Origin of the sequence: Natrinema gelatinilyticum, from assembly GCF_024266705.1 — an archaeon.
GTDB classification, from domain to species: domain Archaea; phylum Halobacteriota; class Halobacteria; order Halobacteriales; family Natrialbaceae; genus Natrinema; species Natrinema gelatinilyticum.
Genome location: NZ_CP100756.1, coordinates 1,127,123 through 1,142,622 on the forward strand (window position 1 = coordinate 1,127,123; position 15,500 = coordinate 1,142,622).

A 15,500-nucleotide genomic window follows, 5' to 3' on the forward strand; every position below is an offset into this window, starting at 1 on the left:
CGAGCAACGTCCCAGCGGCGTACGTGCGCGTTCGACGGATTCACGGTGATCGGTCAGCCGATGATTGCGACCGGAACCGGCATGAAACAGAGCAAGCCGATTCCGAACGTGACGATTCCCAAAACGAACCGGCGGCGTCCGAGGGGCTCGTCTCGAACCGGTGTCGCCGGCCCCATCGACGCAAACAGCGTCGTCAACAGCCCCCAGATGATCCAGACGGCGACCGTGTTCACGCTGTGGTCCTGCACGTAGAAGAGGTAGGCGGCGAGTGCGAACAACGCGCCCGGGACGACCGCGGCGATCGTCTCCTGTAGCTCCCCGGCCATCGCCCGAAGAATGTGCCCTCCGTCGAGTTGGCCGACGGGTATCAAGTTGAGGAAGGTGACGAACATGCCGACCCACGCGCCGATGACCACTGGATTCACGCCCGTCGTCGGATCATCACCGTACAGCGGTTGGTCAAAGCCGGCGGCGAGCAACTCGAGCAACGGAGGGTAGCCGAGTCTGATCTCGATCGCGTTCGGATTCTGCAGGACCGCCTCCGAAACGGTCACGGGCGGTAAATGAAGCCCGATCACCGTCACGATAACTGTCGCGACGAAGCCGGCGAGCGGGCCGGCGACGCCGATATCGAACAGCGCCTTTCGGTCGGGCATTCGACCTTTCATCTTGATGACTGCTCCCATCGTTCCGATGAGCGTCGGCACCGGGATGAAGTAGGGCAACGAAGCGTTCACCCGATGATACCGACTCATCACGTAGTGCCCCATTTCGTGAACGCCGAGGACACCGAGGATCGCGAGCGAAAACGGCCAGGCGCGCCAGATCGCGGTCGGTTCGGCGAACGGATCGATCTGATACCAGAACGCGCCGGCGAACAGCGTCGAACAGACCGTCAACAGAAGTAAGAGGATGTTCGTCCACGGGACACTGTCGACGCCAACCGTTGTCGGCTTGGCGATGAGGACGTACTCGCCGTGGCGCGTCTCGAGGGTGGCGTCGTACCCGCGTTCGTGAAAGACGGGCCAGAGTTCTCGCAGTACCCGCTCGGGGTGAGTCAACGGGTCACCATAGTACACTAATTGATCGTTCTCTCGCCGAGTTTCGTAGACTGCGAACACCGACTCGATGCGATCGATCGGGGGGCCGTCCTCGAGAGAACGGCCGCCGCGTCCCGCGGGACCGAATCCGGTCCGATCGACGTCTTCCATCACACTTGATTCACGACCTGTCGGTATAAATCGACTGCCGTCGGCAGGGCCGACCGTTTCTCGAGTGAGTATCCCTCCCGGTCACGGGACGAAATCTGCACCGCCGACAGCTGTTGATGCGGGATCGACAACTGCGGGACACCGACGGAAGCCCGATCCAGGAGTCAAAACGACGGATTCGAATCGTCGCCTCGTCCGGTTCGAACGCACGACGGTCGCATCAACTGGTCGCGTGGTGGAACAGGGTGTGAGTGTCGTGTCGGAACGCGTCGGTGACGCGCTGGCACGGGGCCGTGAGGGCGCGGGGACGGTCTGTGAACGATACATCCGTCGAGAGTCGTGACAGTCAGGCGGGTGCGACGCGCCACGTCGTCGCGCCCGTGTAGGACCACTTCTCGATCTCGAGGTCGCTAACCGATCCCGAAAGCTTGACCATGAGCGCGCCGATTTCTTTGGGAGACAGACCAACGTCTTCCGCGATGAACTTGCCTTTGAAATAGAGTTCCCCATCGTCGGCGCGGTCACGAAGATAGCGTTTCAGGCGGCGTTCCTTGCTTTTTGTGGAGGGTTGGGCTGTCGTACTCATCGACATCCATCTCTTCCGACGGAGATCTGTTATAAAGGAAGGATGGTTAGCGACGTTTCAATTGTGTTCAGCTAACTTGCTGGTAATTGGCTTTTATTCAGGTTCAAACTGTTATTAACCGCAGTTCGAGAGGGCTCGAGGCGTTTTAAAACCGCAGATAACTTATTATCACAGGTGGTTTCTTCTCAATCGTTATACTTTCTTCTTTCTTGACTGTTTCGTAAATTGAGGGCGTTCAATGAACGGATATAACAGTCACGGTCGGTCGTGGACCCAGAACTCGTCCTCGACGGTCACTTCCTTCTTGAACAGTGGTACTTCGTCTTTTAGACGATTGATTCCATCCTCGACGGTCCGGAACGCCTCCTCGCGGTGGCCTGCGAGGACGACGACGAAGACGATGTCCTCACCGTCCGCGACGACACCGGTCCGGTGATGGAGTTCGACGTCGAAGACGCCGTCTCGCGCCTCGAGGTCCGCTTCCAGAGCCGCCATGCGTTCGTCGGCGATTCCCTCGTACTTGTCGAACTCGAGATACTGGGTGCGCGCATCGTCCTCGCTTTCTTTCCCGCGGACCCGTCCGGTGAAGGTCGCAATCGCACCGGCCCGGTCTGCCGACTGCGACCGTTTGACGCGAGCCACTATCGATTCGAGAGTCTCGTGGGGTTCCGCCGACTCGAGGTGCCGTACGAGCGGGACGTCCGCGAGTTCGCTCGGGGTCTCGACGGTCGCGATGACGTCCTCGTCGGGGTCGATTTCGACGTCCGATCCGTCTTTGCCGGGTCCTACCACGATCGACGGGTATCGCAACCCGGAGACGCCGACGACGACCGCATAGGCGCAATCCGTCACGAGGCGGTCTATCGCATCGCCGACGGTTAGCCCGGTACCGGACGCGGTCCAATCCCCATCCGCACCGAGTTCGTACGTGACGTCGCCGCCCATCGATTTTCGGACCTGCGTGCCGTCTGCGATCGTCGCGTCGTACCTAACAACGCCCACCTTCCCTCGCTCCGAGAGCCGATCGATGGTCTGGTCGACGACCCGCTCTATGGTGTCGCCGGCCGCACCACCGTCGCGGATACCGAGTACGTGCATACGTAACCCATGGGCTGGTTCGACTTTGTAGCTGTCGCCGAGCCAGCCCGCGTCCGACGCGTCCTGGTACTCGTACTCCGTCGCGACTCGATCGATCTGTGCCTGGCTGCGTCCCGTTCGGTCTACAGATGGACGAGGCGAGCCCCTCGGAGTCAAGCCCCGAGGCGGTTCACGCTCTACCGATTCCCGCTCGGGGTGTCGTCACGACCCCGATCGAAGGGGCCCCATTCATCGGACTACGTGCCCCCGTCGACGGGAGCACGGGATTTTGCACCTACGGAGCGAACGTTCGATATGTCCCTTCGAATCGGCTTTACGGGCGACGTCATGCTCGGGCGACTCGTCGACGACCACCAGCGCCGCCGTTCCGTCGACGCCGTCTGGGGAACGGTCCTCGAACGACTGCGCGAGCTGGACGGGCTGGTACTCAACCTCGAGTGCTGTCTCTCGACGCGAGGTCGACAGTGGCAGCGGACGTATCGACCGTTTCACTTCCGGGCCGACCCCGACTGGGCCGTTCCCGCACTTGAGCGCGCCGACGTCGACGCCTGTGCGCTAGCGAACAATCACGTGTTAGATTACGAGGAAGTGGCGCTCCGGGATACGCTCGACGCCCTCGACGAAGCGGGAATCGGCCACGCTGGTGCGGGAGAAACGATCGACGACGCACTGGCGCCCGCGGTTTGGACGATAGATCAAATCGAACGCGGCGCAACGAAGGGCGACACTGCTCGCGCGGTCGACGTTGCATTGGTGTCGTTCACCGATAACACGCCAGAGTACGCCGCCGACGAGAACTCGCCGGGGACGGCCTGGATCGAAATCGACGTCGACGATGCACAAACCCAACAGCGCACGCGAGAAGCGCTCGATCGCGCACGCGACGCTGATCCGGATCTCCTTATCGCCTCCCTCCACTGGGGGCCGAACATGGTCACGGAACCCCCGGACGCGTTCCGGCGGTTCAGCCGGTGGCTGATCGAGGAGGGGGTCGACGTCGTCCACGGTCACAGCGCCCACGTCTTTCACGGGATCGAGGTCCACGAGGGCCGCCCGATCGTCTACGACGCGGGCGACTTCGTCGACGATTACAGGGTCGACCTCGAGTTGCGAAACGATCGGAGCTTCCTGTTCGTGCTTACGGTGGCCTCGGACGGCCGGCCGACGGAGCTCCGACTCCACCCGACCGAGATAGACGACTGTTCGGTCGCCGAGGCGAGACCGGCGGTCGCTGAGTGGTCACGCGACCGAATGCGCGGGCTATCAGCCCAATTCGGCACCGAATTCGAACGGGACGGCGAGGCGCTCGTCCTGTCACTCGAGGAGAATGACGAGGCATAATCAACGGGAAGGTCCGATCCGAATCGACCGATTGCTGATCCATCGCGCAAGCAGTGTGTCACCACGCCGTCCGGCCAGTTGGCAACCCTTAAGATAGCAACTCCGTTACACCGGGATAGTATGAAAGTGGTCGTCTCTATCGGCGGAAGCGTCCTCGTACCCGAACCCGGCGGTGATCGGGTCGCCGAGCACGCTGCCGTTATCGAAGACCTCGCCTCGGACGGATGTCGAATCGGCGCCGTCGTCGGGGGTGGCGGCGTCGCCCGCGAATACATCGCGGCCGCTCGCGAACTCGGGGCGAACGAAATCGAACTCGATCAGCTGGGAATCGACGTCACGCGGCTGAACGCCCGGCTTCTCATCGCCGGGCTCGGCGAGGAATCGGTCACGGCCCCAGCGAAGGATTACGAAGAGGCCAGCGAGGCGCTCCGTCGCGACGACGTCTGCGTCATGGGCGGGGTGGCACCGGCACAGACCACCGACGCCGTCGGGGCCGCCCTCGCGGAGTACATCGACGCTGACCTGCTCATCTACGCCACGAGTGTCCCCGGCGTCTACAGCGACGATCCGAACGAGACCGACGACGCCATCAAGTACGACGAACTCTCCGCCACGGAACTCGTCGACGTTATCGCCGGCCTCGAGATGAACGCCGGTGCATCCGCGCCGGTGGATTTGCTGGCGGCGAAGATCATCGAGCGCTCGGGGATGCGCACAATCGTCCTCGACGGCACCGATCCCGATCGGATCGCCCGTGCGGTCCGCCACGGCGAACACGACGGCACCGATATCGTTCCCGACGGTGTCGGTGCGGAGCCGACCTACTGGGCACGCGACGAGCAATGAGTTCCGACGGCGACCCGACGGACGATTCAGCGACCGTCTCGGATTCGGACGCGATCAGCCCCTACACCCTCCAGCAGGATGCTGCCGGCGAGACACGACACGCGTTCTGGGCAGATACGGTCGCTGACCGGATAGAAGAACGGAATCCCGAGGAACCGATCGTCGTCAAGGGCGGCATTTCGCCCTCGGGCGTCCCTCACCTGGGCAACGTCAACGAGATCATGCGCGGCTACTTCGTCGCCGAGGTGCTTCGAGACCGGGGATACGACGTCAGACAGGTTTTCACCGCTGACGACCGCGATCCCTTGCGAAAGCTTCCCCGCACCCTCTGTGACCTCGATGGGAACCTCGTCGACCTCGGAGACGTCGACGCCGGCGCTCTCGGTCGGAACCTCGGCGCGCCCTACACCGACATCCCGGACCCGTTCGGCTGCTGTGACTCCTACGGCGACCACTTCTCGAACATCATCCAGGACAGCGCCGACGCCGTCGACGTCCCGATCGACCTCGTCTCCAACACCGAACTCTACGAGTCCGGCGAATTCGAGGACGTGACTCGATTCATCCTCGAGCACCGTGATCGCGCACGAGAGGTCCTCTCGCAGTACCAGGACAAAGTCGACGAAGACTACGTCCCGTTCAACCCGATCTGTGAGGAGTGCGGGAAGATCACCGAGACGGTGACCGGCGTCGACGTAGAAAGCGAGGCGCGAAGCGCCTCGGACAGTCGAACGGGGAGCGAAGCGAACCGCGAGACGAGCGAGGCACCGACCGTCGACTACAAGTGCACCGATCTGGATGCCGGCGACCGCACTATCGACGGCTGCGGCCACGAAGGAACCGCGACACTGCGCGAGGGAAAACTCCCCTGGCGCTTCGAGTGGCCCGCGCAGTGGCAGTTGCTCGACGTCGACTTCGAGCCCTTCGGAAAGGACCACGCCGAGGGCTCCTGGCCCAGCGGCCAGGACATCGCACGTACCGTCCTCGAAATCGAGCCGCCAGTGCCGATGGTCTACGAGTGGTTCACGCTCGAGGGCGAGCCGTTCTCCTCCTCGGAGGGGAACGTCATCCTCGTCTCGGACGTCCTCGAGTTGCTCGAGCCAAACGTCCTGCGGTATTTCTTCGCGAAGGACCCCTCGAAGGCGCGGGACTTCAGCATCGAGCGGCTCGACCAGCTGGTCGACGAGTTCGACCGATTCGAGGCGATTTACTTCGGCGAGGTCGAGGCGAGCGAGGACGAAATCGCCTTCGCCGAGCGAGTCTATCCGTTCGTGGTCGAAGACCCTCGAGAAGAGCGGATTCGGCTTCCCTACACCTTCGCTGCGGTGCTCGGAATGACCGACGATCCCGACCTGCGCGAGGAGATCGCCCGTCGCGAGGGCCACATCCCCGACGATGCCCCGGGATGGGCCGTCGAAGGGGCGCTCGACCGCGTCGAGCAGGCCCGCAACTGGGCCCGCCGGACCGAAAACGAGTTCGATTACGAACTCAAACGAACCGAGATTCCGGCTCACGAATTCGACGCGAACACGGAAACCGCACTGGAAGAACTGGCCGATTTCATCGAGGAAGGCCACGAGCCTGACGAGATCCAGGGCGAGATATACGAGACAGCAAAGCGCCACGACGTCGGCGTCGGCGACTTCTTCGGAGCGGGGTACCGGCTGTTTTTCGACGACGAACAGGGGCCGAAGCTCGGCCCCTTCCTCGCCAAGGTCGATCGAGAGTTCGTCGTCGCGCGACTCCGACGGGAGCGATGAAACGCGTCGACGACCAGGGCGCGTAGACAAAAACCATTTGAGACCGCCACCCTGAGATAGTACCGATGGACTACGGCTCCCTCGCTGTCGTCTCGCCCCCCGAACTATACGGCTCGGAACTCCTCACGTGGGTGCTCCTCGGTCTCTTGGGCTACTGGGTCGCCGTCATCGCGCTTCAGAACAGCGGCCGGTTGCCAGACTACGTCGGCACCCAGGGACCGATCCTGACCTTCCACACGAAGCGCGGACGAGAATTGCTCGACAGGCTCGCTCGCCCGAAGCGGTTCTGGCGAGCGTGGTCGAATATCGGTGTCGGTATCGCCCTCGTCGTGATGGTGGGTATGTTCCTGTTTCTCTTACAGGCGGCCATGACGATGCTCTCCTCGCCGCAGCCGGCGAGCTCGGCGGTTCGGCAACCGCGCAACGTCCTCGTCATCCCGGGAATCAACGATTTCCTCCCGCTTTCGGCGACACCTGGAATCGTCTTCGGGCTGCTCGTCGGGCTCGTCGTTCACGAGGGCGGTCACGGGTTGCTCTGTCGCGTCGAGGATATCGATATCGACTCGATGGGAATCGCGATGCTCGCTGTCCTCCCCATCGGGGCGTTCGTCGAGCCCGACCAAGAGAGCAGCAAGTCGGCGTCTCGAGGCGGTCAAACGCGGATGTTCGCCGCGGGCGTCACGAACAATTTCGCGGTCACGCTCCTCGTCTTCGCCCTGCTCTTCGGACCGATCGCTGGCTCGATCGCCGTCGCACCCGGGGCCGCCGTCGGCGGCGTCGCACCCGACTCCCCAGCCGCCGATGCCGGAATCGAACCGAACGATCGGATAACCGCGATCAACGGGACAGCGGTCGCGGGGAACGACGACCTCGCGACGCGACTCGAGTCGACCGACGGCGAACAGGTGTCCGTCGAACTCAACGGCGAGCGGACGGTAACGGTCGATCGGGCGCTGCTCGTGACTGCAGCGATGGACGACGGGCCGACGCAGCTCTCGGCCGGCGACAAAATCCGTGCAGTCGACGGTCAGCGTATCGCGACCGAGCGCGGCTTCTTCGCTGCTGTCGGCGACAGCGAACGTGTTACGCTGACGATCGAACCCACAGACGGCGACGAGCAGGTCGAACGTGAGGTCGCGATCGGCGCAGCGGTCTCGGTCGCCGACGGCGAACCGCTCGAGGGGGCGACCGGCCCGACCGACGAAACGTTCGTCATTACCCACTTCGACGGCGAGCGGATTCACGACTACGACGAACTCAGTTCGCGCCTCGAGGACAGCGAACCCGGTCAAGAGGTCACGGTGGCGGGTTACTTCGGCGACGACCGAGAGCAGTACACGGTGACGCTCGACGCGCACCCGCAAGCCGACAGCGGATTTCTCGGTATCCGGGGGTATCAGGGTGCCTCCGGCGTCACGGTGAGCGACATCGGCGTGCAGCTCTATCCGGCAGCAGCGTACCTGTCGTTGCTCGGCGGAACCGGCGAAACACCGTTCGGACCGATCACTGACACGTTCCTCGGCCGGATCGGGGTTGCGCTGTTCCTGCCGATAGTCGGCGTCATTGGCATCTTGCCGTTCAATTTCGCCGGCTTCACGGGAGGAATTCAGAACTTCTACGAGGTACAGGGCCTCCTCGGCGCGCTCGGAGACAGACCCGTCTTCATCGTCGCGAACATGTTGTTCTGGACCGGCTGGATCAACGTCCAACTCGGCTTTTTCAACTGCATTCCGGCGTTCCCCCTCGACGGCGGACACATCCTCCGAACCAGTACCGAGGCTGTCATCTCACGGTTGCCGATTACTGCGACCCGCGGGATGGTCCGCGTGGTAACGACGACCGTCGGAGTGACCATGCTCGTGAGCTTCTTCCTGATGCTGTTCGGACCACAACTCATCGGCGGATAACGTCGCAGTCGTATTTCTTGGCCGAAGAGTAAAGAGGGGGAGAGCGGAACTATGCCCCGTCCGGATCGATTCCGTGGCGGTCGTAGAACTCCTCGGGCGTCTCCCTGAGGCGGTCGAATTCGGTGTCGAAATAGTGTTCGTGGTGACGGACGACCTGTTCGACGACCCACCGGCTGAACTCCTCGTCAAATCGCCACTCGCCTTCCATCTCGCAAATGTCGAAGCGGTCGTCCGTCGAGAAGGCTGCGTACACGTGGAAAAAGCCGAGGATAACGTCGCCGAAATCGCTCGCTTTCTCACAGCTGCTCTCACGACGCTTCTCGAGTTCCGTGTAGCCTTGTTGCGTGAGTTCGAAATATTTTCTGTCGGGTTCGTCCTCGCGTTCGATTCGTTCTGCCCACCCTTCCTCCTCGAATTTGTAGAGTATCGGATACACCGACCCGTAGGACGGCTCCCAGTGACCGCCGCTGATTTCACGGATTTCCTTGAGGATTTCGTAGCCGTACCGCGGTTTCTCCTCGAGGAGTTCGAGGACGAGATAGGCGATGAGTCCTTTCGGCGGCCCACTTTTCCGCATATATCCCGTGGATAAAACGGGCGATGGTAAAGGGTTTCGGACACCGGCCGAATCGGCAGGTTGACCGCCGCGCCTGCAGACGAATCGCAGGCGGTATCGCCGGGGGGCATCGAGTCGAAACCCGGCCCTTCTTAATCTCGCCTGCCCAACCCCCGCTATGGAACGACGGCGACCGCCACAGACCGAAGAGGGCTGGTACGTTCTACACGACTTCCGGTCGATCGATTGGGACGCCTGGCGAGCGGCCCCGGAGCGGCAACGCTCGCAGGCGATCGACGAAGGAATCGATTACCTCGCGGCCTGTGAGGCCGTCGACGACGCCGACGAAGGGGAGTCCGCGACGTTCGCAGTCCTGGGCCACAAGGCGGACGTACTCGTCCTCCACTTACGGCCGACGCTTTCCGACATCGACACCCTTGAACGGCGCTTCGAACACACCGCACTCGCCGAGTTTACCGACCGTGCAGACTCCTATCTCTCCGTGACGGAGGTTTCGGGGTACATGTCCGAGGAGTATTTCGACGAGGACGCGGAGGTCGAAGACAGCGGCATCGCACGGTACATCGAGTCGCGGCTCAAGCCTGACCTTCCGGACAGCGAATTTCTCTCCTTCTACCCGATGAGCAAGCGTCGCGGTCCCGACCACAACTGGTACGAACTGCCCTTCGACGAACGCGCTGAGTACCTCTCGAACCACGGCGAGATTGGTAAGGACTACGCCGGCCGTGTCACCCAGATCATCTCCGGCAGCGTCGGACTCGACGACTTCGAGTGGGGAATCACCTTGTTCGGCGACGATCCGACCGACGTGAAAGAACTCCTCTACGAAATGCGCTTCGATCCCTCGAGTTCGCGCTTCGCCGAATTCGGGCGGTTCCTCTCAGCCCGTCGGTTCCCGCCGGCCGACCTCGACGCGTTCCTCGCGGGCGAACGAATCCCGCGGGAAGACGAGGGGGGCCATCCCGGTGCAAGCGGTGAATCCGAAGGCCACCACCACCACCGCGACAGTGACGAGGAGTCTGGCGGTCACCACAGAGATGACGCCAGCGACGGCGAAGCGGACGTCCGCAGCGAACTCGAGGAACTGGGCGTCTACGCGGGTCAGCCCCACGGCGAGGACGTCCACGCCGTCGTGCTCTACTCCGCTGCCGACGCCGACGAGCTGTTCGAGGAGGTCGACGGTCTACGCACGAATTTCGACCACTACGATACACACGTAAAGACCGCGGTGTACGAGCCACGAGACGGTGAAAGCGAAACCGCCATCGTCAGCCTCTGGGAAACCGAACGGGCCGCGAACACGGCCGCCGGGTTCCTCGCCGACCTCCCCGACATCGTCCGCCAGGCGGGTGACGACGAGACGGATTCGTGGGGGACGATGGGAATGTTTTACACCGTTGAACCGGCTCACCGCGGCGACTTTCTCGGTACCTTCGAGGACGCGGGCAGCCTCCTCGCGGACATGGACGGCCACCGAAAGACGAACCTGCTGGAAAACCGTGAGGACGAAAACGACATGTTCATCGCCAGTCGCTGGGACTCCCGCGAGGACGCCATGCAGTTCTTCCGAAGCGACGCCTTCTCGGAAACCGTCGAGTTCGGCCGCGACATCCTCGCGGACCGGCCGCGACACGTCTTCCTCGCGTAGACGGCCCGTTCTACCCTCTCGGCGCATACGCGCCTCAGTCCGTGAGAGGGCGTTGACGCTGACCCCCTGCAATCAGTCGCTGGCAATCTACTGATGACTCTCGACGTTCACCATCCAACGTCGGAGGCTCCACCTCGAACTATGCCGCGCGCTCGAGGCTGCGTTTTCTCGCCAATCCGGGTCTTAGATACGTCCGGACGCTGACGGCTCGTCGTAGAAAAAGTACGCGGCGATACCGGCCAGCCCGAACGCCAGCGTGACGAACGGCCACTTGCCGGCATCGCGATCGGTCGCGAAGGCGTGGACGGTGACGAAGCTCGCGAGCCCGATGTGGGCGACGATCGTTGCGACGAGAAACGACTGGAACTCCATGAGCAACGCATTGGACGCGGCAGCGAAAGCCGTTACGAAGCGATGCTCGTAGCCAGAGCGTGGACAGTCGGTGCCGTGGCCGGGAAGGCGGCTCACCGCACTCACCGTGAGTCGACTGACTCGGGTGTGGGCGAGCCCGTTACCGGAACAGTCGTTAGAAGTCGGTATCCGTGTCGTCTTCGACCTTGCGTTTCATCGAGTCGCGACGGGATTTGGCGTCGCGACCTGTCGCCTCGAGCAGAAAGTCGTTTTTCGCGTCGACGGCTTCGCCGGCGGCCTCGAGTTCGTCGGGGCCGAGTTCGGTCGGATCGCGTTCGTGGAATTCGACGGCAAGTTTGTCCTTCTTGCCAGAGTACTCGACGGCTCCGACGACGATTTTCTCGAAGACGGGGTTGTCAGGCTCCTCGATCAGGTAGAGGTCGCTGCCCTTGAATTCCTGGGTCCCCGTGATGGAACCGAAGTAGTCCTCGACTGTCGCTTCCATGTCGGGAATCCGTTCCTCGAGATATTCACCGCGACGCATCTTGTACTCCTTCATGGATCGAAAAAACACGGGGGAGTGTTTACCTCTTTTCATAGCCAACGTTTCGGGTGACTGATTTGTTTTGAAGGCAGAATCGATCGGCATCGCGAGCATGCGGGCGATCGATCGACGGTCGGCAGGGCGGGAACGACCGCCGGAGTAGCGGCGAGGTCGGAGGGAGAGCGGTCCGAACGCAGAGCGAGAGTGGGTCACTGGCGTACCGAGCAGGGGAGTGACCGACTACCGGAACAGTGAGATGGGACAGTGAAAGCGGAAAGGGACGACCTGCGCTCGGACAGACTCGAGCGAGGCGCCGCGCTACTGTTACCGTTCGCTGAGATAGCCCTTCCGACACTCGGGACAAATGTCGCCTGCGCGCAGCGAGCCACGGTTGTCGCCGGCGACGAAGTCACATTGCGGGCAGTAGAATTCGGCCGGGACGTCGGCGTCGGACGTACTCGCGCTTTCGGTCGGTGTCGGTGCCGATTGGGCTCGTTCGATGCCGGTATCCAGTCCGGTCGTGGGATCGGATTCGGTGGCTGTGTGGCTCTCGGCGATGGGCTCCGCCGTCACCGACCCGGCGTCGGTCACGGCCGCGGACGATCCGTCGACGGCGGAACCGACGTCGACGCCACCTGACGATGAGTCGTTTTCGAGGATGATGGCATCGTCTACGGGTTCGTCCGGGCCGAGGTCCCCGTATCCGGTATCGGATTCGAGATCAGCCTCGTCCGTGTCTGGCCATTCGGCGGGTTCCGACTCCGCACCGATCGGCGGCCCGACATCGTCCGAATCGGGCCATTCGCCGTGATCGCGGTCCCGGTCGAGTTCGGGGCCATCCTCGAGGATTTCGCCGTCGTCGGTGACTGGGTCGCCGTTCTCGTCGGTCGGGAGGTCGATCTCGACGTCCGAATCCGCCGTTGCAGCGGTCGACGGTTCCGTTTCCGGAGCGTCCGCGTCGACGGCTCGAGTATCGCCGGCATCGACTGTCGCACCGCTCGGGACATTCGCATCGATGATTTCGACGTCCTCGTCGACGATTTCGGCGTCCGTGGTCTCGTCGTTCTCGGTCGTGTCTGTCTCGAGTGTCGATACGTCTGGATCGGGGTCGTGGGGGAGTGCGCCAGCGTCCGTCTTGGTCGTGAGGCTCGTCACTTCGGTGTTCTCGCTGAGGACGTGTTTCTCGCCACAGCGGGAACACTCCTCGTACTCCTGGACGGTAACGACGACTTCACTGCCCCGTTCTTCGCGCTCGCTTTCGACGTCGGGTTCGCCGTAGTCGTGTCCGAGCAGCGAACATCGCAGGACCATGGTCCTACTGTACCGAGTCTGTCCATAAAAAACGTACTGTCAGTTCTATCAATATTTACATCTGTCTGACACACCTATAAAATCAGACATATTTGTGAAATTCTATCTTTCTTTGTTCCCCACGTGGTCGCCGCCGATACCAACGCCACTCCCATCGTGAATATTCAAACGATAATTGATAGTATCGCGGGTAGTCCGATGGACAGATGTGGAGTGAGTGCTCGACTCGTCACCATCGAACGTGGAACGGAAAAGCAGAGCACGCGGTCGTTCCCGAACGAGTCGGCAGGGGAACGCCCAACGTTCAGGAGTGTATACGAACCACGCTTTGAATATCGAGACGGAATCGGTCTCGAGGGAAGGTATGGATCCGTCTGCGAGAGAACCGAAGTCTCAATAGCCCAGACGAGGCCGTCGAGGAGATAGCGAAGTAATACGATTACCGGTTTTCGGCGGGACCCGTTGGACGTCGGCGCTTCCTCCACAATGCGTGGTGCCAAAAGCGACCCATCTGGGCTGCCTTCGGACTGCGATCACCCGGTCTCGGCATGGCAGAGACGACTGAAGAGCTGAGCGACTTGTTCGAGCAGGGCGAGGTATACGTCCTGCGTATGCACTCCCGCGTCGAACGGAGCGTGCAGGACCGCGAGAGCCGGAATCACCGAAAACTCGTGAGTAGAACGGATACAGAGCAGGTAAGAGGTCCGTGTCGATGGACATCCGTCTCTGGTGACAAAACGCACAATATATAATCAAACGGACTCTCGGCATCGACGCGTTTCACCGACTGTCACTCTGAGCGTTGTACCAGGTCACGGACGCCGATTGAGAGCGCATCGATTGTCGAACGACAAACGTCAAATCCCAGGTGGTCGAATGGGCATACGGATGAGAGCAAAGCGGGAGTACCGGAACCGAGAGGGGACGGAGGTGGCGGTACTCGACGCGCTGGTCGATCGCGCCGACGACGGGATGACCGTCTTCGAACTCCGGGCGGCCGTCGAGGTCGACATCGACGAACTCGAAGAGGCCCTGTCGACGCTCAAAGAAGACGACCTGATCGTCGTCGATCCCGGCAACGAGACGGTGATCAAACCCGACGAGCGGGTCGTGCCGGAGCAACCGAGCGACGAAAACGACGAGCAATCGATCGTGGACTGGATCCGCGAACGGCTACCTTTTTGAATCGAAACGCCTGAGACCCTCAGGCCCAAGAGTGTATCCATGAGTGTCATCGAGTCCGTCCACGCGGATCAGGGGGCCACGTTCGGCGAGCGCGCCGACAGAACGATCGTCGAACACTACGGTCGACCGGAACGGACCCACCGCGCCGTTCGCAACGGCGTCGGTCTGCTCGAGATGGCCTACGGCGTGATCGTCATCGAGGGGGAAGACCGCCTCGAGTACGTCGACAATGTGGTGTCGAATCGGGTTCCGAGGACGGACGGACGAGGGTGTTACGCGCTCGTCCTCGATCCACAGGGCGGGATCGAAGTGGAGCTGTACGTCTATAACGCGGGCGAGCGGCTCCTCCTCTTCACACAGCCCGGATCCGCAGCGGCGCTCGCCGAGGAGTGGTCGGAGAAGGTGTTCATTCAGGACGTCGACATCCACGTCGCGACGGACGACTACGGGGTCTTCGGCGTCCACGGCCCACAGGCGACCGAAAAGATCGCGAGCGTCCTCAACGGCGCCGCCTCGCCCGACGAACGCTATTCGTTCGTTCGCGGGACGATGGGCGACGAGGGCGTCACCGTCATCCGAACCGACGCCCTCACCGGCGAGGAAAGCTACGACGTGATCTGCGCCGCTGCGGACGCCGAGGCCGTGTATAACACGCTACTCACGCAGGGACTGAACGCTGCGCCCTTCGGCTATCGAACGTTCGAGAGCCTAGCACTCGAGGCTGGCACGCCGCTCTTTCAGACCGAACTCGAGGGGACGCTCCCCAACGTCCTCGGCCTGCGCAATGCGCTCGACTTCGAGAAGGGCTGTTACGTCGGGCAAGAGGTCGTCTCTCGCGTCGAGAATCGCGGCCAGCCCAGCCGCCGACTCGTCGGGCTGACAGTCGACGGGACTGCGGTTCCCGACGTGGGCGCGGCCATCTTCGACGGCGACGTATCGGTCGGTGCGGTGACTCGCGCCGGCGAGAGCCCGCTCCGAGAGGAGATCATCGCGCTCGCACTCGTCGACTATGGCCTCGAGAGCGACGACCTGACGGTCCGGGTCGACGGCGACGAAGTGACCGCGACCCGGACGGAGCTGCCGTTCGTCGAGGGGTCGGATCTGTCGGATCGACTTCCCGAGTACCAGTAGCCCG

14 protein-coding genes are annotated in these 15,500 nt (G+C 62.4%); 7 read left to right on the forward strand and 7 right to left on the reverse strand.

The window, feature by feature from the left end; genetic code table 11:
- Positions 1-53 precede the first annotated feature (53 nt).
- The 3 genes from NJU76_RS05495 to NJU76_RS05505 form a co-directional block, all read right to left on the reverse strand.
- On the reverse strand, positions 54-1,211 hold the full coding sequence (locus tag NJU76_RS05495; protein WP_254531790.1) for a site-2 protease family protein: 1,158 nt from the start codon (positions 1,209-1,211) through the stop codon (positions 54-56).
- A gap of 346 nt (positions 1,212-1,557) precedes the next feature.
- Positions 1,558-1,803 carry a DUF7123 family protein gene (locus NJU76_RS05500; RefSeq protein WP_254531791.1) on the reverse strand — a complete coding sequence of 82 codons (246 nt, stop codon included), beginning with the start codon at positions 1,801-1,803 and terminating at the stop codon, positions 1,558-1,560.
- Between the two features lie 249 nt (positions 1,804-2,052).
- Positions 2,053-2,895 (reverse strand): molybdopterin synthase, encoded by an 843-nt coding sequence (locus NJU76_RS05505; protein ID WP_254532580.1) that lies wholly within the window; start codon positions 2,893-2,895, stop codon positions 2,053-2,055.
- A 294-nt stretch (positions 2,896-3,189) separates the two neighbouring features.
- Here NJU76_RS05505 and NJU76_RS05510 point away from each other — a divergent pair, with 294 nt between their 5' ends.
- From NJU76_RS05510 to NJU76_RS05525, 4 genes are all read left to right on the forward strand, one after another.
- On the forward strand, positions 3,190-4,236 hold the full coding sequence (locus NJU76_RS05510; protein WP_254531792.1) for a CapA family protein: 1,047 nt from the start codon (positions 3,190-3,192) through the stop codon (positions 4,234-4,236).
- A 120-nt stretch (positions 4,237-4,356) separates the two neighbouring features.
- Positions 4,357-5,082, forward strand: a complete 726-nt coding sequence (gene pyrH / locus NJU76_RS05515) for a UMP kinase (RefSeq protein WP_254531793.1) — start codon at positions 4,357-4,359, stop codon at positions 5,080-5,082.
- Positions 5,079-6,842, forward strand: a complete 1,764-nt coding sequence (gene lysS / locus NJU76_RS05520) for a lysine--tRNA ligase (RefSeq protein ID WP_254531794.1) — start codon at positions 5,079-5,081, stop codon at positions 6,840-6,842. The genes pyrH and lysS overlap by 4 nt, the downstream gene beginning before the upstream one ends.
- 65 nt (positions 6,843-6,907) lie before the next feature.
- On the forward strand, positions 6,908-8,749 hold the full coding sequence (locus tag NJU76_RS05525; RefSeq protein ID WP_254531795.1) for a site-2 protease family protein: 1,842 nt from the start codon (positions 6,908-6,910) through the stop codon (positions 8,747-8,749).
- 49 nt (positions 8,750-8,798) lie between these two features.
- Here the strand turns inward: NJU76_RS05525 and NJU76_RS05530 are convergent, their stop codons facing one another.
- On the reverse strand, positions 8,799-9,326 hold the full coding sequence (locus tag NJU76_RS05530; RefSeq protein WP_254531796.1) for a PadR family transcriptional regulator: 528 nt from the start codon (positions 9,324-9,326) through the stop codon (positions 8,799-8,801).
- Between the two features lie 157 nt (positions 9,327-9,483).
- On the opposite strand from NJU76_RS05530, the gene NJU76_RS05535 reads away from it, so the two are divergent.
- Positions 9,484-10,974, forward strand: coding sequence for a heme-binding protein (locus tag NJU76_RS05535; RefSeq protein WP_254531797.1), 1,491 nt, complete (start codon positions 9,484-9,486; stop codon positions 10,972-10,974).
- Positions 10,975-11,157: 183 nt separating this feature from the next.
- On the opposite strand, the gene NJU76_RS05540 is transcribed toward NJU76_RS05535, so the two are convergent.
- The 3 genes from NJU76_RS05540 to NJU76_RS05550 form a co-directional block, all read right to left on the reverse strand.
- Positions 11,158-11,346, reverse strand: a complete 189-nt coding sequence (locus NJU76_RS05540) for a hypothetical protein (protein ID WP_254532581.1) — start codon at positions 11,344-11,346, stop codon at positions 11,158-11,160.
- Between the two features lie 154 nt (positions 11,347-11,500).
- Complete coding sequence (locus NJU76_RS05545; RefSeq protein WP_254531798.1) at positions 11,501-11,884, reverse strand: DUF5611 family protein; 384 nt, start codon at positions 11,882-11,884, stop codon at positions 11,501-11,503.
- Between the two features lie 309 nt (positions 11,885-12,193).
- Entirely contained in the window at positions 12,194-13,180 is a 987-nt protein-coding gene (locus tag NJU76_RS05550) for a DUF7093 family protein (protein WP_254531799.1), read from the reverse strand.
- 888 nt (positions 13,181-14,068) lie between these two features.
- On the opposite strand from NJU76_RS05550, the gene NJU76_RS05555 reads away from it, so the two are divergent.
- Both NJU76_RS05555 and ygfZ read left to right on the forward strand, forming a co-directional pair.
- Positions 14,069-14,365, forward strand: coding sequence for a DUF6432 family protein (locus NJU76_RS05555; RefSeq protein ID WP_254531800.1), 297 nt, complete (start codon positions 14,069-14,071; stop codon positions 14,363-14,365).
- A 39-nt stretch (positions 14,366-14,404) separates the two neighbouring features.
- Positions 14,405-15,496, forward strand: a complete 1,092-nt coding sequence (ygfZ, locus tag NJU76_RS05560; protein WP_254531801.1) for a CAF17-like 4Fe-4S cluster assembly/insertion protein YgfZ — start codon at positions 14,405-14,407, stop codon at positions 15,494-15,496.
- Positions 15,497-15,500 lie beyond the last annotated feature (4 nt).